This is a genomic window from Enterococcus sp. DIV1758, assembly GCF_051711985.1.
Lineage (GTDB): Bacteria > Bacillota > Bacilli > Lactobacillales > Enterococcaceae > Enterococcus > Enterococcus faecalis.
On record NZ_JBIOOA010000001.1, the window covers coordinates 766,393 to 786,373 of the forward strand.

A 19,981-nucleotide genomic window follows, 5' to 3' on the forward strand; every position below is an offset into this window, starting at 1 on the left:
ATAGTTTATTTACGCTTATTTTTTTTACGGGGGTAAACACATGTCTATTTTCAGAAAAAAAGAAATCACTGTGCCTGTCAATGACAGTGGTGGGATGAAAAAAAATCTTAAGACGATGGACTTAATTTTTCTAGGAATTGGGGCTGTAGTAGGAACAGGGATTTTTGTTGTGACAGGTGTCGCAGCGGAACGCTATGCAGGTCCAGGGCTCGTCTTATCATTTCTGGTAGCAGCAGCCGCGATTATTTTATCTGGTTTATGCTATGCAGAATTTGCATCGCGTATTCCGGTCATTGGTGGGCCGTATGCCTACATGTATGTGGTCTTTGGAGAAATTGTGGCTTGGATGACTGGTTGGATGATTATTTGTGAATTTTTCTTGGCGGTTTCATCCGTTGCTTCAGGTTGGTCAGGCTATGTCCATGGCTTTTTGGATAGCTTAGGTTTTTCTTTGCCGCAAGCGTTAAGTGGCGCTTATAATCCAACAAATGGTACATATATTGATTTGATTGCCATGTTGGTCGTTGTAGCCGTAACTTTTTGGGTATCTTTAGAAGCGAAAACAGCGTTACGTTTAAATAACTTAATGGTTTTCGTGAAGTTTGGGATTATTTTATTATTTGTTCTCGTTGGGATCTTTTTTGTGAAACCAACGAACTGGCAACCATTTATTCCTTATGGTTTTTCAGGCGTTTTCAGTGGTGCTGCCTTAGTTTTCTTTGCCTTTCTAGGGTTTGATGCGGTTAGCATGGCCGCGGAGGAAGTGAAGAATCCGAAAAAAGATATTCCAAAAGGGATTATTGGTTCCATTATTATTTCAACATTGTTATATATTGTTGTTACGTTAGTTTTAACTGGGATTGTTCCATTTACGGATTTAGGGGTCAAGGATCCGGTGGCTTTTGCGATGCGCTTCATTAATCATGGCGCAATTGCGACAATCATTTCAGTTGGTGCTATTTTAACCTTATTAACAGTGACGATTGCGATGATGTACAGTTTAGCCCGTGTGATTTATGCGATTAGTAAAGATGGATTATTGCCGCAGTTTATGAGCAAAATCGATGAGAAGCGGCACACACCTAAGAATGCAACCTATGTAGCTGGATTTTTAGCAATGGTTTTTGCTGGTGTTGTTCCAATGGAGATGTTGGCTGAACTTACAAATATCGTGACACTCTTTTATCTGATGTTTCTCGCTTTAGGAATTATCAAATTACGAACAATGAAAGGAGAACCGCAAGCAGGTGAATTTAAAGTACCACTTGTGCCGGTTCTACCATTAATTTCAATCGTGGTTTGCGCGGCTTTGATGTTCCAATTGTCTTTAGCTACTTGGCAAGTATTTGGCATAGCCGTAGTGATTGGTTTGGCTATTTATTTCTTTTATGGACGACACCATAGTATCGTTCGTTTCGAGACAAAAGAATAAAAGTGAACGAAAAAAGAGAGGAATACTTGTCAAATAGACAGGTGTTTCTCTCTTTTCTTTCTGGCATTTTCTTCATTTTCAAGAGAAAACCGACAAGAAATATAGTTTAATAATGTCTAATTATGGTATACTGTTTAGGAGTAAATCCTGAGGGTTTAGGAAAATGACTAAAGGAGGTTTTTTCTGTATGTCACAGAAAGAAACATTTTATATTACCACCCCAATTTATTACCCAAGTGGGAAGTTACATATTGGGAATTCATATACAACAATCGCCTGCGATGCAATGGCCCGTTACAAGCGTTTAATGGGTTTTGATGTATTTTATTTAACAGGTGTGGATGAACATGGCCAAAAAATTGAAAAAAAAGCTGCTGAGTTGAATGTGACACCAAAAGAGTACGTTGATAAAATGGCAGCAGATGTTCAAAAATTATGGAAAACATTAGATATCAGCTATGATAAATTTATTCGGACAACGGATGATTATCACATGGCAGCCGTGCAACAAATTTTTGATCGTTTAGTAGAACAAGGAGATATCTACCTTGGAGAATATGAAGGTTGGTATTCAGTTTCTGATGAAGAATTTTTCACTGAAACACAATTAGCTGAAGCATATCGTGACGATGAAGGCAATGTCATTGGTGGGAAAGCACCAAGTGGTCACGAAGTCGAATTAGTTAAAGAAGAATCCTATTTCTTCCGCATGAGTAAATATGCGGATCGCTTGGTACAATATTACGAAGAACATCCAGAATTTATTCAACCAGAATCTCGTAAAAATGAGATGCTAAATAACTTCATTAAACCAGGATTAGAAGATTTAGCCGTTTCAAGAACGACTTTCTCTTGGGGAATTCCATTAAAAAATGATCCAAAACATGTGGTTTACGTATGGATTGATGCGTTATCAAACTATATTACAGCACTAGGTTATGGCTCAGAAGATGATTCATTATTCCAAAAATATTGGCCTGCGAACGTGCAAATGGTTGGGAAAGAAATCGTGCGTTTCCATACGATTTATTGGCCAATTATGTTAATGGCCTTGGATTTACCATTACCGAAAAAAGTCTTTGGACATGGTTGGTTATTGATGAAAGACGGAAAAATGTCTAAATCTAAAGGAAATGTTGTTTACCCTGAAATGTTAGTAGAACGCTACGGTCTAGATGCGTTACGTTACTATTTATTACGAGCAATTCCATTTGGTAGTGATGGCGTCTTTACGCCAGAAGATTTCGTTTCTCGCTTAAATTATGATTTAGCTAATGACTTAGGAAACTTGTTGAATCGAACAATTGCGATGATTAATAAATATTGTGATGGCAAAGTACCAGCCTATGCTTCAAAAGTTACCCCATTTGATAGTGAACTATCGACAACTGCGGCGAATGTTATTGGAAAATATCATGAAGCAATGGAAAAAATGGAATTTAATACGGCCATTGCAGAAATCTGGACGCTAGTTTCTCGTGCAAATAAATATATTGATGAAACAGCGCCTTGGGTATTGGCTAAAGAAGAAGAGAAACGCAACGAATTAGAAAGTGTCATGATCCATTTAGCGGAAAGCTTACGAATTGTGGCAATCTTATTGCAACCAGTCATGACAGAAACACCAGGGAAAATTTTCGAACAATTAGGCTTAGATCCAGAAACAATGAACATGGAAAATATTCATTTTGGTGAGTTCCCAACAGACGTAACAGTAACAAGTAAAGGAACACCTATTTTCCCACGTTTAGAAATTGAAACAGAAGTAACGTATATTCAAAAGAAAATGTCTCAAAGCGAAAGTGCTACAGAAGAGGATATTAAATGGAATCCAGAAGAAACAACGTTAGTTTCAACGAAAGAAAAACAAATTAAGTACGATGATTTCGATAAAGTGGAATTAAAAGTTGCCGAAGTTATTGACTGCAAAAAAGTCAAAGGAGCAGATAAATTATTGCAATTCCGTTTAGATGCTGGAGATGAAAACCATCGTCAAATTCTTTCAGGTATTGCTGAATTTTATCCAGATCCAGCTGCGCTAATTGGCAAAAAAGTAGTTATTGTGGCTAACTTAAAACCAAGAAAAATGCGTGGTCAAATTAGCCAAGGAATGATTCTTTCAGCTGAATCACCAGAAGGGAAACTTCAAATTGTTGAAGCACCAAAAGAAATGCCAAATGGTGCAGGAATCGCATAAAAGCATAAGTAGTAAAGATAAAAGGTGAATTGTAACCTTTTATCTTTACTACTTTTTTTGTATACTAGAAGAAAAGTGATTTGATGTGGGGGAAGTTTGATGGCTTATCATACTTATGAATTTTTAAAAAGACGTAAAAATGATCCAAAATGGAGAAAGGCCTATACATCTGCTAGGAATAAACGTATTATTGGTGCTTTAGTTACGATAAATATAATTATTTGGGGCTTTGTTTTGTGGAAAAAAATAGAAAGTGGCGATATAGAAGTAAATAATATTATCGACGTCCTAAAATCAAAAATCAACGAATTTTTAAATTAAAAGAATCGAAGAAAAGCCTAGAAAAATCATTTGCGATTTTTCCTAGGCTTTTCTATTTTAGAGTTTCACTTTTTTAGGTATTCGTTTTTTACCAAAACGGCCTTTCGTTAGGCGACTTGGTAAAATGATCAGTAAGAGTGAAAAAGGGACACTAATAATTTGCCACGTGAGTAAACGACCTAAGCTATTATTTTTATAGAGCCACTCTAATATAAAATGCAGTCCTAAAATACTTAACAAAGCCAAGCCTGTCAGGAAATAAGGCGTTGATACCCAGTCGGTCGTTTTCAAGAGACTAAAACCTAAAGGAATTAGATAAAAGTAAGCACTTGTTAAAGTAATACGCCAACTTTTCATAACGGTGCCTAAATTAATTATAAAAAAAAGTAAAGATAGGACTAAAGCAAAAGGTGGAAACAAAGCCACTAACGCCGAATAGATGGTTCCCCAGACGAGCATTAAGGGACCTTTAACAATAGCGGAAATAAGTGTAAACAAGCCAATTAGGAGTAACTGCTGTGTCAGTGAGCCAAAAGTTAGTAAGCCAAATAAAATAAGCAGTAGCCAGTGCCAAATGGTTTGGTTTTGTTGTTTTCGCTCAATAGTTACATTTTTTTGGATAGAGGTTTTTAAAAAATTTTCTAAATCAGGTGATTGTTTCACCTTATCACGCTCCTCTCAACTTAAGAGACAACAAACGAGTAGGTCTGCTAATTAAAAAGCAGTGCCTACTCGTCTATTATAAGTGGTTTTTCTAAAAATAAAATCCGCCTTAAGTCTCAGTTACTGGGATGCCAAGTAAGGTGTAAACCATTCAGAAAGTGTGCCGGTATAAGGTAAAACGACCCGTTTCATTCCACGAGAAATAGCAGTATACAGGATTTTTTTATCTCGTTTATTGTCGGAATAACGATTAACATTTGGGTTATGAAGAATTACATTATCAAATTCTAGACCTTTTGCCATATCAATTGATAAAACTTGCAGTGACGGATGCTCTTCCAATGAAAGAGAAGCACTGAGTTCTTTTGTTAATTGTTCTTTTTCTGCAAAAGTTTTAGTAATAATGGCGGTGCTTTCTTTCGGATCAAAAGTTGCAATGGAAGTGACGATTGCTTTAAGATAGTCAGACGCAGAGTCACAAGGAATAAATGTCGGTTTTCCTCCATCATGCCGGATGGGCACAATGGTTAATTGCTCTGGTTGAGTGCCTAATGTTTGGAAGAGTCGTGTAATTTCTTTACTTGAACGGTAACTGTTTAATAATTGATACGTTCCAACAGAACGGCTGGTTTCGTTAACCAATAAATCATGAGCTTCAGAAAATTCAATGGCTGTATTAAAAATGGCTTGATTTTCATCACCAGCTAAAGTAAAACTAGCTTTAGGGAAAAGTGTCAGCAGTAATAATAATTGGGCTTCTGTATAATCTTGGACTTCATCGACTAGGATAAAAGCCATTTGCTGGTTGGCGAGGTTTTCAATAAATGCATGTTTCACCAAAATAAGGGCCACAATTTCATCGGCTGTGAAAATAGCTGTCTCTTTTTGATACGATTTTTCAGTGAATAAAGAATAAAACGTTTCAAAAAAGGCCCATTGATCTAGCCAAGCATCATTTTTAATAGCGGCAGTAATAGAGCGATATTTTTTCTTCAAACGTTTTAAAGCAAAATCAGCCAGATGTTTTTCATTATCTTCGGTAATCACTGTGCCAAAATAACGAACTTGTTCAGCTTCTGTTAAATCTTGGAATTGATCCAACATTTTTTTAGAATGGGCTTGTTTTAATAAGTACCGTGTCCAAAGACTGGTTAATTTTTCTTTTGTGGCTGAAATTCGTTGGCGAATACTCAAGTCAGCTGGTGTTTCTTGATAAAGTTTAAAAATTGTTTCTGAAGTAAATAAGGTCTGCTTTTTAAAAGTTAAAGGACGGAAAAAATGTGGCTGCACAACTGCTTTTTCAGGATTGCTTAAAAGAAACGTTGCAAATTCTTTTGAACGAATAACGTGCTCTTGCTCCGTTACCTCAGAGCGAGTAATGCGTTCGAAATAGTCCGTTTCTTCTTCCATTGGCCATGCTTCTTTGGTAGTGAAGCGCAAAAATTGTAAAAGAGTCAAATTCAAGGGATTTCGTTCGCCTAAATTCGGTAAAACTTGAGAAATATAATCAATAAATGTTGAATTTGGTGAAAGTAATAAAATATTATCCGCTGTAATTTCTGCTCGATGTTGATAAAGTAAATAAGCAATCCGTTGCATAATCGCAGACGTTTTCCCACTACCAGCAATCCCGTTGACTAGTAGGAGTGGCTGCGTTTCGTCACGAATTATTTGATTTTGTTCTTGTTGAATGGTTGTCGTAATGTCCTTCATGTAAGGAGAAGCATCTTCTTCTAAAGAATGCAATAACACATCATCTTGAATCGCAATGGTTGTGTCAAAATAGTTGATTAATTGATCTTTTTCAATAATTAACTGTCTTTTCAAATCAAGTTGTACAGGAATGGTTTGTTGATGTGCCATGTAGGCTGTTTTCCCTAAAACATTGTCATAAAATAACGAAGCAATCGGTGAGCGCCAATCGTGAATGCGCGTTTCTTCTTCTAAAGAAGTAAAATCGTTTACGCCAATATAAAAATTTTCTGGCTCTTCAGGGCTGTCTTCAAAAGTCACGCCAATTTTGCCAAAATAAGGAACTTGTAATAGGCGTTTCACTTTGTCTAAATTTTTAGCCGTTGCTTCATTTTTTAAGTTCCATTGATCAATTTCACGGTTCTTCATTTCCAACATGGCAAACGTTTCTAGATTATCGGCATAACTATCAAAATTCAGCTTAGAATCGCGATCAAATTCTTCTAGCATATGTTTGCCATCTTTCATTGTGTTCGCCAATTGCTCTTCGTAAACTTTTTTAGCCGCTTGCAGCTCATGATAAACCGTTGTTAAATGCTGTTGTTCATAAATTTTTTCATCGGTCATGGAGATTCCTCCTTTTAATAACATGACTGAATAGTATACGTTACTTTTAGCATAAATGCAAGCGCTGTTTATGAGGAAATGGCGAATCTTGTCGCCTAGTCATTCAGATTTTTCAAGAAATATGATAAAGTAGAGAGGAGATAAAGGAGGCAATCATAATGATTTTTGATACACATACACATTTGAATGCAGAACAATTTAATGATGATATTCCAGAAACGATTGCACATGCCCAAGAATTGGGTGTTACAGAGATGGCCGTGATCGGTTTTGATGAACCAACGATTGAAAAATCTCTTTTACTTAGTCAGGAATATGCCAATATTTATAGTATCATTGGTTGGCATCCAACAGAAGCGGGTAGCTATACGCCAGAGGTTGAACGACGATTACAAGAACAATTAACGTTGCCAAAAATTGTCGCATTAGGTGAAATCGGTCTTGATTATTACTGGATGGAGGATCCTAAAGAGGTGCAAGAAAAAGTCTTTCGCCGCCAAATTGCGATTGCTCGGGAAATGAATTTACCGTTTAGTGTGCATACGAGAGAGGCATTAGAAGATACCTATCGAATTTTAAAAGATGAAAAAATTTCAGATATTGGTGGAATCATGCATAGTTTCAGTGGTGATGCCGAGTGGATGAAGAAATTTTTAGATTTAGGTTTGCATATTTCTTTTAGTGGAGTCGTAACGTTTAAAAAGGCGTTGGATGTTCAAGAAGCGGCGATGGCGGTACCACTTGAACGAATGTTGGTGGAAACAGATGCACCCTATTTAGCTCCCGTTCCTTATCGTGGTAAACGGAATGAACCAGGCTATACACGATACGTAGTGGAAAAAATTGCTGAATTACGACAACTAACCTTTGAAGAAGTGGCAGAACAAACGAGAGTCAACGCTCATCGCTTGTTTCGGATAGATAAATGAAGGAAAAAATGAAAGTTGCAGAAATCATTGTCGTTGAAGGAAAAGACGACACACGCCGCATCCAAGAGGTAGTTGCAGCGGATACGATTGAAACGATTGGCTCTGCTATCAATGATGAAATTTTGACACAAATTGAACACGCACAAGAAACGAGAGGCGTGATTATTTTTACAGATCCAGACTATTCGGGCGAAAAAATTCGTAAAACAATAATGGAAGTTGTCCCTGATGCAAAGCATGCTTTTTTATCAAGAAAAGTCGCAGTGCCTAAAAAAAATGGCGGTAGCCTAGGGGTTGAACATGCTAGTGATGAAGCAATTATTGAAGCATTAAAAAAAGTCGTAACACCTGTTCAAGCTGATGAAGACTATCAAGAAATTCCTAGACAAACACTAGTTGAATATGGTTTAATAGCGGGAGCAAATGCCAAAAAATACCGTGAATTATTAGGAGATGACCTAAGAATTGGCTATACAAATAGCAAACAGTTAGTCAAACGGTTAAGCATGTTTCGGATTACAGAAGCAGAATTGAAAGAAAGCATGACACGTATTTTAAAAGAACTTGCAAACGAAGAATAACTACATGGAGGAACAAGCGTGACGGACTATAAAGAAATTGCCACACCATCCAGAACCAAAGAAATACTAAAAAAACATGGATTTTCATTTAAAAAGAGTTTAGGTCAAAATTTTTTGACAGAGCCTAATATTTTAAGAAAAATTGTAGAAACAGGGGGAATTAATCAGCAGACAAATGTTGTCGAAGTCGGGCCTGGAATTGGTGCATTAACAGAGCAATTAGCGATGAACGCAGCACAAGTTGTGGCTTTTGAGATTGATGATCGCTTGATTCCTGTCTTAGCGGATACCTTAAGTCGCTATGATAATGTGACAGTGGTTCATCAGGATGTTTTAAAAGCTGATTTGGTCGAGACAACCAACCAAGTTTTTCAAGAGAAGTATCCGATTAAAGTGGTAGCTAACCTACCTTACTATATTACTACGCCAATTATGATGCATTTTTTAGAATCTTCTTTAGATGTAGCCGAAATGGTTGTGATGATGCAAAAAGAGGTCGCTGATCGAATTGCTGCTAAACCAGGAACGAAAGCTTATGGCTCATTATCAATTGCTGTCCAATATTTTATGGAAGCAAGTGTCGCCTTTATTGTGCCAAAAACAGTTTTTGTGCCGCAACCCAATGTTGACTCGGCGATTATTAAATTGACGCGCCGTGCTACACCAGCGGTGACAGTGACCAATGAAAAAGAATTTTTCAAATTAACCAAAGCCAGTTTCCAATTAAGACGTAAAACATTGTGGAATAACTTAACGCATTTTTATGGGAAAGATGAACAAACGGTGGCTTGGCTAAAAGAGAGCCTAGCTGAAGCAGAAATTGATCCTTCTAGACGTGGTGAAACATTGTCTTTAGAAGAATTCGCTCGTCTAAGTAATGCTTTAGAAAAAAATAAACCAGTATAAAAAAGAACTTTCTGTTATTTATGAGAAATAACAGAAAGTTCTTTTATGTGTCTTGACACATTGCGGCTGTTCAGCTACACTTGAGAAAAACAAAAGGTGTCATGACACCTTCAGGAGGCAGTTTTAATGAAAACAAACTCAGTAAAACGTTTAACAATTTCAGCACTTTTAATTGCAATGGGGATTATCATTCCAATGGTTATGCCAAGAATTACCATTGGTCCAGCCAGTTTTACATTAGCAAGTCACGTCCCAGTTTTTATTGCCATGTTTATTTCTCCAGTGGTGGCAATTGCGGTTAGTCTAGGAACAGGTTTTGGTTTTTTCTTATCCGCAACACCGATTATTGCTTTGCGGGCCTTATCTCATTTGATTTTTGCAGTCATTGGCGCAGTGATTTTACAAAAGCATCCAGAAATTTTAATCAATAAAGAGGGGAAATTCACTTTATTAAATGGAAAATTACAGTTGTTTAACGTGGGAATTGGAGTGATTCATTCCGCTGCCGAGCTAGTGGTTGTTTCTGTATTTTACACAATGGGCAACTTGCCAGGAACCTATTATACAGCCGGCTTCATGTATTCTATTTTTCTTTTGATGGGCGTTGGTGGATTAATTCATAGTTTGGTGGATTTCAGTATTGCCTACTTTTTAGCAAGTACCTTAAGTAAACATGTAGATATTCCAACTTTTACAGAAGCAAAACAACCCAAAGTGATAAAGAAGAAGGTTAAATTAGCATAAAGAGAAACAATCGAGGCATCCGTCATTGCGACGGATGCCTCGAGATTTTTTTATTTAATGACTTCTTCTGTTTGAGGGTCGAAGAAATGTCCTTTGTTAATATCAAAAGCTAAGTCAATCATTTCACCAGGATGGTGGAAGTCACGAGCATCTACTTTTGAGATAAACTCTGTATCACCAATTTTTGTATAAAGCATGGATTCAGCCCCTAATAATTCAGAAACAACGACTTCAGATTTAATCACCGCATCTTTCATTGCCGTTAAAGCCACTTGTTCGCTATGAATATCTTCTGGACGAATACCGAAAATTAATTCTTTGCCTTCATAACCATGTTCAACAAGCTCTTTGTTTCTTCCTTCAGGAATTGCTAGTTTTAAGCCATGTTGGTTAGAAATAACCCCATTGTTTAAGGTAACTTTGAAGAAATTCATGGCAGGTGAGCCGATGAACCCAGCTACGAACATATTTTTTGGTGTATTGTAAACTTCTTTTGGTGAACCAATTTGTTGAATAAAGCCATCTTTCATAATTACGATTCGATCAGCCATGGTCATCGCTTCGGTTTGGTCATGTGTCACATAAATTGTCGTAGTTTCTAAACGTTGGTGTAGTTTAGCGATTTCAGCACGCATGGCTACACGTAATTTTGCATCCAAGTTTGATAAAGGTTCATCCATTAAAAAGACTTTGGCATCACGGACAATTGCCCGACCAAGTGCAACACGTTGGCGTTGTCCACCAGAAAGCGCCGCAGGTTTACGTTGTAAGTACTCTGTTAAGCCCAGAATATCCGCAGCATTTTCCACCCGTTTTTTAATTTCAGCTTTATCATATTTTCTTAGTTTTAAACCAAAAGCCATGTTATCAAAAACAGTCATATGCGGATAAAGCGCATAGTTTTGGAAAACCATGGCAATATCACGATCTTTCGGTGCAACGTCATTCATGACTTTGTCCCCAATTGATAATTCACCTTCAGTAATATCTTCTAAGCCAGCAATCATTCGCAATGTTGTTGATTTACCGCAACCAGAAGGTCCGACAAAGACGATAAATTCACGGTCTGTAATTTCTAAGTTAAAATCTGTAACAGAATAATGTTCTGCATTGTCATATTTTTTATACACATTTCTAAGCGCCATTTCCACCATTTGATACGTCACTCTTTTCTTTTTGATTTGTTACTCATAGTTTAAATGAAAACGCTATCTTTCGGCAAGGGAGAATTGCACAAGAAAAAGAAGACTTTTTCGTCAAGGTGACAAAGGACAAACACTCTCAGCGGATTTATCGCTAAACTTTTGTTATAATATAACAAAGACAGGAGTTGGATAACATGAAAATCGCTTTAATCGCTCATGATCGTAAAAAAACATTAATGATCAAACTAGCAACCGCTTATAAACATATTTTAGAAAAACATGAATTGTATGCAACGGGAACGACAGGCATGAAAGTGATGGAAGCAACTGGCTTACCCGTGCATTGCTTTAAATCGGGGCCATTAGGTGGGGATCAACAGATTGGCGCAATGATATCAGAAGACAACATTGATTTAGTTATTTTTTTAAGAGATCCTCTTTCCGCGCAACCGCATGAACCAGATGTGACGGCTTTGATTCGTCTAAGTGATGTCTATGAAATTCCTTTAGCGACCAATATCGGCAGTGCTGAAATTCTTTTGAGAGGTGTCGAGGCGGGGTTTGCGGACTTCCGTGAGGTTATCCATGAAGGGGATCGTCGACCGTTAGCTTTTTAGAGAACCTTAATGGTTATTTTGACTATTTTGTGGTATATTTTATGAGGACTTTTGTCCAAATAAAATAACAGAGTAGGAGACAAAGCGTTAAGTGCTAAAAGGATGGGATGTTGCCTTTTGGACGAAGAACATAAACAGTGTGTTGCTAGAAAGCAAAGGTTCTTACTTTGCTTATCATCAGAACAACACGTTCAGCTTTTTAATGTTCGCGGTTTTGTTTTCGCATTCGCTGCATGGTTCGTCATGTAGCAGCTCTTAGAGGAGATGCTAAAAATGACAAAGAAAAAATTTGGCACAAAATCCATTGCGTTAATGGGCGTACTCATTGCGGTGGTCGTTGTCTTTTCACGCTTTTTTGCGTATGAAACAACGTTTTTAAAAATCAGTTTCACGTTTATCCCAGAATCATTGATTGGGATGATTTTCGGACCTTTTTGGGCTGGAATCGGCACGGCGGTGGCTGATGTAGTAGGAATGCTGCTTTTTCCAAAGGCAGGCTATTTTCCTGGGTTTACTTTAAATGCCTTTTTGGCTGGTGCTATTTATGGTTATTTCTATTATAAGAAAGAAATGACATGGCAACGAGTGATTTTGGCGACATTGTTGGTCACCGTTTTAATTAATATCATTTTAACTCCTTTGTGGTTAAGTTTAATGTATGGCGTCAATCTAGCAAATTTTGCTTGGTGGGTGCCACGCTTAATTAAAACAGTTATTTTCTTTCCTATTCAAGTAATTGCCACTTATTATTTAGGCAATAAAATTCCCTTTAAACGTTTATTTGGAAAGCCATTATCTGAATTAGATCAATAAATTTAAAATTAAAAGAGTCACTTTTCATCATCCCAGAAAAGTGACTCTTTTTTATTGCGCTTTTTGATTAAACTGTGCTTCGTAAAGGTCACGATAATAACCCTGTTCTTTTTGCAATAATTCGTCATGGGTGCCAATTTCAACCACTTGACCATTGTCCATAACTAGAATTTTTTCAGCACTTTTGATTGTTGCTAAGCGATGGGCAATAACAAAACTGGTCCGGCCAGTCATCATTTGTAAAAAAGCATCCTGAATTTTTTGCTCAGTCAACGTATCAACTGAACTGGTCGCTTCATCTAAAATAAGCATCGGCGGATTACTAATCATCGTGCGTGCAATAGTCATTAGTTGTCGTTGTCCTTCAGAAATTTTAACGCCTTGGGAACCAATCTGAGTATCTAGTCCTTGAGGTAAACGCATGACGAAATCAAAAATATGGGCTTTTTTCATGGCTTCTATAATTTCTTCGTCAGAGGCTTCAGGATTTCCGTACGTTAAATTTTCCCGAATGGAGCTATCGAATAGCCAAGTATCTTGGAGAACCATGCCAAAACTTTTTCGCAAGCTATCCCGAGTAATTTGAGTAATGTCGTGAGTATCAACCGTAATTTGGCCACGGTCGACCTCGTAAAAGCGCATTAACAAATTCACTAATGTTGATTTACCCGCACCAGTTCGCCCAACAATGGCAATTGTTTCTCCTGGTTCAGCAATTAAATTAAAGTTTTCGATTAAAGGTCGCGTCGGCGTGTAAGAAAAATCAACGTCTTTAAATTCAACACGGCCTCGCGCTTCTTTCAAAACAATTGCGTTCGGGGCATCAGGACGTTCAACTGGTTGATCCATCATATCAAAAGTACGTTCCAATCCAGCTAAGGCTGCTTGGATTTGGTTGGTGATTCCTGAGAGTTCAATAAAAGGTTTAGAAAACTGACTAGAGTAAATGGTGAAACTGGAAATAACACCAACTGTGACTAAAGGATTGCCACTTAAAACTAACAAGCCACCGACTAATCCAATCGATAAATAAGATAAATGGTCGATAAATCGAGAAAGTGGGTTGGTTAAGGAGGAAGAAAACTGAGCCTTCTGTCCTTTTTCATACAACGTTTGATTCAATGCTTCAAATGTTTCTTGCGTAGCTTGTTCTTGTTGAAAGGCTTTAACAATTTTTTGGTTGCCAACCATTTCTGAAACGAAGCCGGAAATTTCACCAACAATCGTTTGTTGTGCAGCAAAGTTTTTTTGTGAAGCTTTTGCAACAAGCCAGTTTACAATAAAAATAATCGGCGTACTGATAAGAACCACTAATGTGAGCAGAGGACTTAGCCGAATCATAAAGAGCAAAGCAACAACGACGGTGGCCATGCCAGAAAATAATTGGTTGAAGACAGCCGAGCAAGCCATTGAAATATTGTCAATATCGTTGGTAAAGCGACTGACGATATTTCCGTGTGATGTTTGGTCATAATAACTTAACGGTAATTGATTTAAATGGGCAAAGGCATCTTTTCTCAGCTGTGTGGTCGATAAATAAGACACGCGATTACCGAGACGTTGAATCAGCCATTGACTTAGAACGGTTACGAGTAAAATCCCTGCTAATAAACCTAAAATTTTGATGAGTTGTGCAGCATTGACTTGCCCTTTACCAACCATTGTATCAACGGATTTACCTATATAATAAGTCATGAGGACAGTCGAAAAACCACTGAGAATTCCTAGGATTAAGGCGCCGATAATTTCTTTTGGATAGCGTAGTAAATACGGCTTAAAACGTGAGAAGGCACCAAAATGAATTTTTTTAGTTTGCATGGGTATCCTCCTCCTGTGATGCAACGATTTCTTGATACTCTTTAGAAGAAGTAAGTAATTCTTCGTGGGTGCCAAGGCCAGCGACTTTTCCACTATCTAGGACTAAAATTTGATTCGCCGTAGCAATCGAACTCACGCGTTGTGAAATTAAAATAACGGTTGTCTCTGCTCGTTCTTTTTGTAAAGCACGGCGCAGATTCAAATCTGTTTGATAGTCGAGGGCACTCAAGGAATCATCTAAAATAAGTAAATGTGGTTTCCTAATCAAGGCACGGGCAATGGTCAACCGTTGTCTTTGTCCACCAGAAAAGTTTTTTCCACCTTCGTTAACAGGCGTGTCTAACCCTTGGTCTAATTGTTCAACAAATTCTTTACATTGGGCGATAGCTAATGCTTCCCAACAGTCTTCATCAGTTGCATTTGGTTTGCCCCATTGTAAGTTTTCTCGAATAGTCCCTGTAAATAAGACGGCAGTTTGTGGGACACTTGCCACTTGTTGGCGTAAAGTAAAGAGCGGCCAATCGCGCACATTTATACCATTAATAAAAAGGTTTCCTGCACTCACATCATAAAATCTGGGAATGAGTTGGGTTAAGGTACTTTTCCCGCTGCCGGTAGGTCCTGTGATGCCGAGAATTGAGCCTTTAGGAATCGTAAAATTGATATTTTCCAAAGCCAAACCGGCCTCTGGTTCATAGCGAAAATCTACATGGTCAAAGGTAATATCACCAAATTGTGGCGATGTTTTTGCTGATTCTGGTGTATCTGTTAACTGACTTTCTACAGTTAAAACCTCATTGACACGGTTTGCGGAAGCTGCGGCTCGTGTAAAAATTACCACGAGATTAGAAGCAACAATTAAAGCGAGCATCATTTGATTCATATAATTGATCAAGGCTAAAACTTCCCCTTGTTGCAGAGAACCAAAAGAAACTTTTAAGCCACTAAAATAAAGTAAAAATAAAATTCCAACATTCATAATCAAAGTGGTTAAAGGCGTTAATAAAGCAGAGACATTCGATACGCGAATGTAAATATCGCCTAAATCATCGGAAGCTTTATCAACATGTCGTTGCTCTGTTTCCTTTCTAGCAAACGCACGGATCACACGGACACCGCTTAAGTTTTGGCTGATTTGACGGTTTAACCGATCCAAATATTCTTGGACTTTTTGATATAAAGGCACAGTCACTTTAATGATAATAAAGAGAATAAGGCTAAAAATTGGTAAAAGTAATAGGAAAAGAAAGCCCATCTGCACGTCAATGTAAAAAGCCATGACCACAGAACCGATACTTAAAAAAGGTGTCCGAATGACCAACCGAATAAACATCGCTAAAGCCAATTGAAGCTGGTTGATATCGTTTGTGATCCGAGTGATGAGGGTATCTGTACCAAAACTATTCAATTCTTTGTGTGAAAGCTGATTAATTTTTTTCATTAATTGATTTCTTAGCTCTGTTCCAAAACCTTGCGAAGCGACTGAAGCATAATATTGACAAATCATGACAAAAAATAAACCAACTAACGACATAACAAGCATCCAGAGGGCCATTTCTATGACAGTCTGTCGGTCGTTTTGACGAATACCGACATCGACTAAGTGAGCCATGAATAAGGGCAAGACTAACTCGAAACAAGCTTCTAAAAATTTGAAGACTGGACCGAGGATAATTTGTTTTCGATAATTTTTTGCGTATTTCAATAAACCAAACATAAGATTCCTCCCTTTGCTGCTCTCATTGTAGCCTAATCTTTCAATGAAAGAAAGTTGTTCGCTACATTTTCTTAACTTCTGGTAAAATAGAAGAAAAGAGTAAAGAAGTGGAGAGTGGTAGAAACATGGAAAAAATGAGTCAGATTATTTTGTTATTTTTTATTTATTCCTTTATAGGTTGGTTATGGGAAACGGTGTATTGTTCATTAAAAGCTAAAAAATTTGTTTATCGAGGATTTTTGGTAGGGCCCTATTGTCCTATTTATGGATTTGGGGTCTTAAGCGTTCTCTATTTTGTGGAACCCTTTGAAAACAATCTCTTGGTATTGTATATCGGATCGGTTGTTTTAGTGACAATTTTAGAATATGTCACTAGTTATGGCTTGGAAAAACTGTTCCATGCCTCTTGGTGGGATTATCATGATGTACCTTTTAATTTAAACGGTCGCGTGGCTTTACCGGTTTCTCTTTTTTGGGGATTGGGGTGTGTCTTGATTGTCAAAGTTATTCAACCAGAAATCGCCAAAGTTGTCAGCTTTTTACAAGCAACCTTTGGCAACTACTTAGCCCTTTGCATAGTGATTGTAATGGGGCTTGACTTAATTTATACGTTGCTGAACATGCAAGGTTTCAAAAAACTTATTACCGAGATGGGACAAACGTTGGAAACGAACCAACAAGAATTTAAGCAACGGTTGAACACAAAAATGGAAATTGCTACAGCTGATTGGCAGAAGTTAAAAGAGCGAACCAAAAAAGAGCATTTCCAAAATCGATTAAATTTCCAACAACGTCGTTTTATTAACAATTACCCAAAACTAACTTTAAAAAACATTAAAAATTCCAAAGAAGTGCGGCATCTCTTAGAAGATTTGAAGAAGAAAGGCCAATAATTAACAAAAAATATTACAAAATATTTCAATCAATGGTCTAATTGGATGAAAAAAAGAAAAATCGTCAAAAGCTAGTTTTTAAGGCGTCTTAAGAAATTCTTAAAGAATTGAGATAGAAATGGACTAATGAATAAACGCAGGATAAAAAAAGAGTTGCATTTAAATTGTAACAAATTGTAACACGATTGAAATAAAACAAGCCCTCCTGACTAGTATAATGAGTAGGTGTTTTAGATAAGTTAGGAAAGGTGTTGGATTTAGTGAAGGTTAAAAAGTTGATACCATTTTTAACAACAATGATGCTTATCAATTTTGGACTTCCAGTCGCTGCGGCAGCAGAATCACTTGATTCGTTGCAAGAAAAAGAAGCGCAAGCGAAACAATCTGGGGAGTTAATTAGTAAAGAAATCAATTCAGCCTTAGATGATGTAAATGCTAAATATGCGGAAATCGAACGTTTAAAAACGCAAATTTCAAAAGCGGAAGATACGTTGAAAACTTCGAAAGAGGAAATAGAAAAAACAGAAAAAAATATTTCTCGTCGTAAAGAAGCTGTTGGCGATCGTATGAAGGATATTCAATTAAATGGCGACCAACGTACTTGGCAAGCCTTATTAGATGCAGAAAATTTATCAGATTTCTTTAATCGGGCCTACGCCATGACCGTTTTACAAAACTTTGAACGGGAAAAGATTGAAAGCTTAACTAGCGAAAAAGAAAAATTAGCTGCATTACAAGAAAAAGTTGAAAATACGCAAACAACTTTAAAACAAAATGAAGAGAAATTACAAGTTGAAGCTTCTTCAATGAATAATAAAGTCTCTGAGTTAAAAGAAAAAATGGCGAATAATGAAGAATTATTGGCTCAAATTTCGACAGACAAACAAAAAGAGCAACAACGCTTAGTCAGCGAAAAAGCAGCAGCTGAGGCACAGAAAAAACGTGCGGCAGAAACCGCCAAAGCAGAAGCAGCGAAGAAACAAGCAGCTGCCGACAAACAAGCGCAAGCAGATGCGGCGGCTAAACTAGAAGCCGAAGCTGCTGAAGAGTCAAGCAGTCAAGCATCAAGCTCTTCTACAAGTACAGAAAGCAGTAGCACTGAATCTTCAAGTTCTGCTAGTTCATCCGAATCGTCATCAACGACAGAATCAACGACAGACGAATCATCAACACCAGGAACTGGCTCTGGTCGTGTGCTTCAGATGGAATCAACTGCTTATTCTTGGCGCGAAGCTGGTGCAAGTAATCTAAGTGCTACTGGCATTGACTTAAGTAAACAAAGCAATGTGATTGCAGTTGATCCGAGCGTAATTCCTCTGGGGTCATTAGTGAAAGTCTCTGGTTATGGCTTTGCTATTGCTGGAGATACAGGTGGCGCTATTCAAGGGAATATTATTGATGTTCATTTTGATTCGGTAGAGCAATGCATTGCTTGGGGACGACGTCAGGTTACAGTAGAAATTCAATAATAAATTTGTTATACTAAAGACAAGATAAAAGGAATTGGCTAAGTCAGTAATGATAGTAGCCAGTTTTTTTTTAGTTAAATGTAAAGGAGAATTACAATGATTCGCTCGGCAACAAAAGAAGACGGTCAAGCGATTGCTCGGCTGGTCTTAGTTATTTTAAAAGATATGGAGTTACCAATTTTAGAAGAAGTCTCAGAAGAACAAATGATTGACCTATTAGCAGAGGCAACGGCGTATCCAACCTATCGCTATGGCTATCAACGAATTTTAGTTTATGAACATGCAGGTGAAGTTGCAGGGATTGCTGTCGGCTATCCTGCGGAAGATGAAAAGATTATTGATGAACCTTTAAGAGAAGTCTTTAAAAAACATGGCTTAGCAGAAGATGTTCGGCTATTTATTGAAGAAGAAACTTTGCCTAATGAATGGTATTTAGACACGATTTCAGTGGATGAACGTTTCCGTGGAATGGGCATTGGTTCTAAGTTATTAGATGCTTTACCTGAAGTAGCTAAAGCTAGCGGGAAGCGAGCTTTAGGTCTAAATGTTGATTTTGACAATCCAGGGGCGAGAAAGTTATACGCAAGCAAAGGCTTTAAAGATGTCACAACAATGACTATTAGTGGTCACTTATACAATCATATGCAAAAAGAAGTGTAAAAATAGAGGTCGGGACAGAAGCGTTTAACTCCGAGAAATAAGAAGGAATTTCCGAAAATTGTTCTATAATTTTTGGATAATTTCGGCTTATTTCCGAAGGAGTTGCTTCTGTTCCCGCCGTTTATCAATTTTTAAGCCTGGGACAAAAATCCAAAGTGATTTTTGTCCCAGGCTCTATTTTTCATTAATCCGTTAAAGGATCAAAATCTAATCCAAAATCATCGGAAGTTTTTTGTTTTTTCTTATTATATAACCAGTAGTCAAGGACAGCTGCTATGCAGATGCACAACGGTGCGTCCTCATCATTGGCAACAGTTAAAACAAAATAGTCGCCTGTACAAAGCATGGTTTTATCCATTGACATGATTTTTTTATGGACTTGATAAATTGAATATTGGTGCGCTTTGATATCCCCAACAACTGCCCAGTGAAGGCCTTGAACATAATAGAAATCAGCATTCAAATTGAACAGTTTCCGTAGAGTACCCACTTTTTCAAAACGCTGATATAACTCAAATCGTGTGCCGAAAGTCCAAGAAACTTGTTTAATACTGGCTAAAATTTCTCCGTTCATTGCATATAAAGAAAGCGCATCTCCTCGTGTGCCCCAGCGCCCCACCAATAGAAAAAGTGAACGGCCTGCTTGGTCTTTCACGATGGTTCGCGTAACTTTTCCTAACTGTTGTTCTTGAATAAAAAATTCAGACACGACACGATCTCCTTTCTATATAAATGAGTGCTGTAACTGGTAGTGCTT

At 37.5% G+C, this 19,981-nt stretch carries 18 protein-coding genes and 1 riboswitch; of the genes, 12 read left to right on the forward strand and 6 right to left on the reverse strand.

Annotated features, from left to right (window positions below; genetic code table 11):
* Positions 1-40: 40 nt before the first annotated feature.
* The 3 genes from IGJ52_RS03850 (at position 41) to IGJ52_RS03860 (ending at position 3,950) form a co-directional block, all read left to right on the forward strand.
* Positions 41-1,432: an amino acid permease gene (locus tag IGJ52_RS03850; protein WP_438791920.1), complete on the forward strand. Its 1,392-nt coding sequence runs from the start codon at positions 41-43 to the stop codon at positions 1,430-1,432.
* A gap of 187 nt (positions 1,433-1,619) precedes the next feature.
* Positions 1,620-3,629, forward strand: coding sequence for a methionine--tRNA ligase (gene metG, locus IGJ52_RS03855; RefSeq protein WP_438791921.1), 2,010 nt, complete (start codon positions 1,620-1,622; stop codon positions 3,627-3,629).
* A 99-nt stretch (positions 3,630-3,728) separates the two neighbouring features.
* Positions 3,729-3,950 (forward strand): hypothetical protein, encoded by a 222-nt coding sequence (locus IGJ52_RS03860; protein ID WP_002366304.1) that lies wholly within the window; start codon positions 3,729-3,731, stop codon positions 3,948-3,950.
* Positions 3,951-4,007: 57 nt separating this feature from the next.
* Here the strand turns inward: IGJ52_RS03860 and IGJ52_RS03865 are convergent, their stop codons facing one another.
* Together IGJ52_RS03865 and IGJ52_RS03870 are read right to left on the reverse strand one after the other, a co-directional pair.
* Complete coding sequence (locus IGJ52_RS03865) at positions 4,008-4,613, reverse strand: hypothetical protein (RefSeq protein ID WP_438791922.1); 606 nt, start codon at positions 4,611-4,613, stop codon at positions 4,008-4,010.
* A 120-nt stretch (positions 4,614-4,733) separates the two neighbouring features.
* On the reverse strand, positions 4,734-6,956 hold the full coding sequence (locus IGJ52_RS03870; RefSeq protein ID WP_438791923.1) for a HelD family protein: 2,223 nt from the start codon (positions 6,954-6,956) through the stop codon (positions 4,734-4,736).
* A gap of 134 nt (positions 6,957-7,090) precedes the next feature.
* Between IGJ52_RS03870 and IGJ52_RS03875 the strand changes: the two genes are divergently transcribed.
* From IGJ52_RS03875 to IGJ52_RS03890, 4 genes are all read left to right on the forward strand, one after another.
* A complete protein-coding gene (locus tag IGJ52_RS03875) occupies positions 7,091-7,861 on the forward strand; it encodes a TatD family hydrolase (protein WP_438791924.1) in 771 nt (256 codons plus the stop codon).
* Complete coding sequence (rnmV, locus tag IGJ52_RS03880) at positions 7,858-8,442, forward strand: ribonuclease M5 (RefSeq protein WP_002358848.1); 585 nt, start codon at positions 7,858-7,860, stop codon at positions 8,440-8,442. Before IGJ52_RS03875 ends, rnmV begins: the two co-directional genes overlap by 4 nt.
* An 18-nt stretch (positions 8,443-8,460) precedes the next feature.
* A complete protein-coding gene (gene rsmA, locus IGJ52_RS03885; protein ID WP_438791925.1) occupies positions 8,461-9,348 on the forward strand; it encodes a 16S rRNA (adenine(1518)-N(6)/adenine(1519)-N(6))-dimethyltransferase RsmA in 888 nt (295 codons plus the stop codon).
* Between the two features lie 126 nt (positions 9,349-9,474).
* Positions 9,475-10,092, forward strand: a complete 618-nt coding sequence (locus IGJ52_RS03890; RefSeq protein ID WP_002355821.1) for a hypothetical protein — start codon at positions 9,475-9,477, stop codon at positions 10,090-10,092.
* 50 nt (positions 10,093-10,142) lie between these two features.
* Here the strand turns inward: IGJ52_RS03890 and IGJ52_RS03895 are convergent, their stop codons facing one another.
* Complete coding sequence (locus IGJ52_RS03895) at positions 10,143-11,246, reverse strand: ABC transporter ATP-binding protein (RefSeq protein WP_002355822.1); 1,104 nt, start codon at positions 11,244-11,246, stop codon at positions 10,143-10,145.
* A gap of 185 nt (positions 11,247-11,431) precedes the next feature.
* Here IGJ52_RS03895 and mgsA point away from each other — a divergent pair, with 185 nt between their 5' ends.
* Together mgsA and IGJ52_RS03905 are read left to right on the forward strand one after the other, a co-directional pair.
* The gene (mgsA, locus tag IGJ52_RS03900) at positions 11,432-11,854 is read left to right on the forward strand and encodes a methylglyoxal synthase (protein ID WP_002355823.1); all 423 of its coding nucleotides are present in this window, start codon (positions 11,432-11,434) and stop codon (positions 11,852-11,854) included.
* Between the two features lie 66 nt (positions 11,855-11,920).
* A riboswitch (THF riboswitch) is annotated at positions 11,921-12,088 on the forward strand.
* 30 nt (positions 12,089-12,118) lie between these two features.
* The gene (locus IGJ52_RS03905) at positions 12,119-12,667 is read left to right on the forward strand and encodes a folate family ECF transporter S component (protein WP_002385065.1); all 549 of its coding nucleotides are present in this window, start codon (positions 12,119-12,121) and stop codon (positions 12,665-12,667) included.
* Positions 12,668-12,718: 51 nt separating this feature from the next.
* Here IGJ52_RS03905 and IGJ52_RS03910 read toward each other — a convergent pair whose 3' ends face one another.
* Positions 12,719-14,485, reverse strand: a complete 1,767-nt coding sequence (locus IGJ52_RS03910; RefSeq protein WP_002383364.1) for an ABC transporter ATP-binding protein — start codon at positions 14,483-14,485, stop codon at positions 12,719-12,721.
* Entirely contained in the window at positions 14,475-16,202 is a 1,728-nt protein-coding gene (locus IGJ52_RS03915) for an ABC transporter ATP-binding protein (protein WP_002363303.1), read from the reverse strand. The genes IGJ52_RS03910 and IGJ52_RS03915 overlap by 11 nt, the downstream gene beginning before the upstream one ends.
* A 125-nt stretch (positions 16,203-16,327) precedes the next feature.
* Here IGJ52_RS03915 and IGJ52_RS03920 point away from each other — a divergent pair, with 125 nt between their 5' ends.
* The 3 genes from IGJ52_RS03920 to IGJ52_RS03930 all read left to right on the forward strand — a co-directional run bounded on the left by IGJ52_RS03920 (position 16,328) and on the right by IGJ52_RS03930 (position 19,224).
* Positions 16,328-17,095 carry a putative ABC transporter permease gene (locus tag IGJ52_RS03920; protein WP_033600839.1) on the forward strand — a complete coding sequence of 256 codons (768 nt, stop codon included), beginning with the start codon at positions 16,328-16,330 and terminating at the stop codon, positions 17,093-17,095.
* Positions 17,096-17,343: 248 nt separating this feature from the next.
* Positions 17,344-18,564: a 3D domain-containing protein gene (locus tag IGJ52_RS03925; RefSeq protein ID WP_033600838.1), complete on the forward strand. Its 1,221-nt coding sequence runs from the start codon at positions 17,344-17,346 to the stop codon at positions 18,562-18,564.
* Positions 18,565-18,660: 96 nt separating this feature from the next.
* A complete protein-coding gene (locus tag IGJ52_RS03930; protein ID WP_002383368.1) occupies positions 18,661-19,224 on the forward strand; it encodes a GNAT family N-acetyltransferase in 564 nt (187 codons plus the stop codon).
* Between the two features lie 184 nt (positions 19,225-19,408).
* Here IGJ52_RS03930 and IGJ52_RS03935 read toward each other — a convergent pair whose 3' ends face one another.
* Positions 19,409-19,933, reverse strand: a complete 525-nt coding sequence (locus IGJ52_RS03935) for an LURP-one-related/scramblase family protein (protein ID WP_002355833.1) — start codon at positions 19,931-19,933, stop codon at positions 19,409-19,411.
* Between the last annotated feature and the right edge of the window lie 48 nt (positions 19,934-19,981).

Coding starts and splice junctions, on each gene's coding strand:
- mgsA (WP_002355823.1), top strand. CDS start 11,432: ATGAAAATCGCTTTAATCGCTCATGATCGTAAAAAAACATTAATGATC.
- IGJ52_RS03860 (WP_002366304.1), top strand. CDS start 3,729: ATGGCTTATCATACTTATGAATTTTTAAAAAGACGTAAAAATGATCCA.
- IGJ52_RS03895 (WP_002355822.1), bottom strand. CDS start 11,246: ATGGTGGAAATGGCGCTTAGAAATGTGTATAAAAAATATGACAATGCA.
- IGJ52_RS03875 (WP_438791924.1), top strand. CDS start 7,091: ATGATTTTTGATACACATACACATTTGAATGCAGAACAATTTAATGAT.
- IGJ52_RS03890 (WP_002355821.1), top strand. CDS start 9,475: ATGAAAACAAACTCAGTAAAACGTTTAACAATTTCAGCACTTTTAATT.
- IGJ52_RS03905 (WP_002385065.1), top strand. CDS start 12,119: ATGCTAAAAATGACAAAGAAAAAATTTGGCACAAAATCCATTGCGTTA.
- metG (WP_438791921.1), top strand. CDS start 1,620: ATGTCACAGAAAGAAACATTTTATATTACCACCCCAATTTATTACCCA.
- rnmV (WP_002358848.1), top strand. CDS start 7,858: ATGAAGGAAAAAATGAAAGTTGCAGAAATCATTGTCGTTGAAGGAAAA.
- IGJ52_RS03850 (WP_438791920.1), top strand. CDS start 41: ATGTCTATTTTCAGAAAAAAAGAAATCACTGTGCCTGTCAATGACAGT.
- IGJ52_RS03870 (WP_438791923.1), bottom strand. CDS start 6,956: ATGTTATTAAAAGGAGGAATCTCCATGACCGATGAAAAAATTTATGAA.
- IGJ52_RS03910 (WP_002383364.1), bottom strand. CDS start 14,485: ATGCAAACTAAAAAAATTCATTTTGGTGCCTTCTCACGTTTTAAGCCG.
- IGJ52_RS03915 (WP_002363303.1), bottom strand. CDS start 16,202: ATGTTTGGTTTATTGAAATACGCAAAAAATTATCGAAAACAAATTATC.
- IGJ52_RS03930 (WP_002383368.1), top strand. CDS start 18,661: ATGATTCGCTCGGCAACAAAAGAAGACGGTCAAGCGATTGCTCGGCTG.
- IGJ52_RS03920 (WP_033600839.1), top strand. CDS start 16,328: ATGGAAAAAATGAGTCAGATTATTTTGTTATTTTTTATTTATTCCTTT.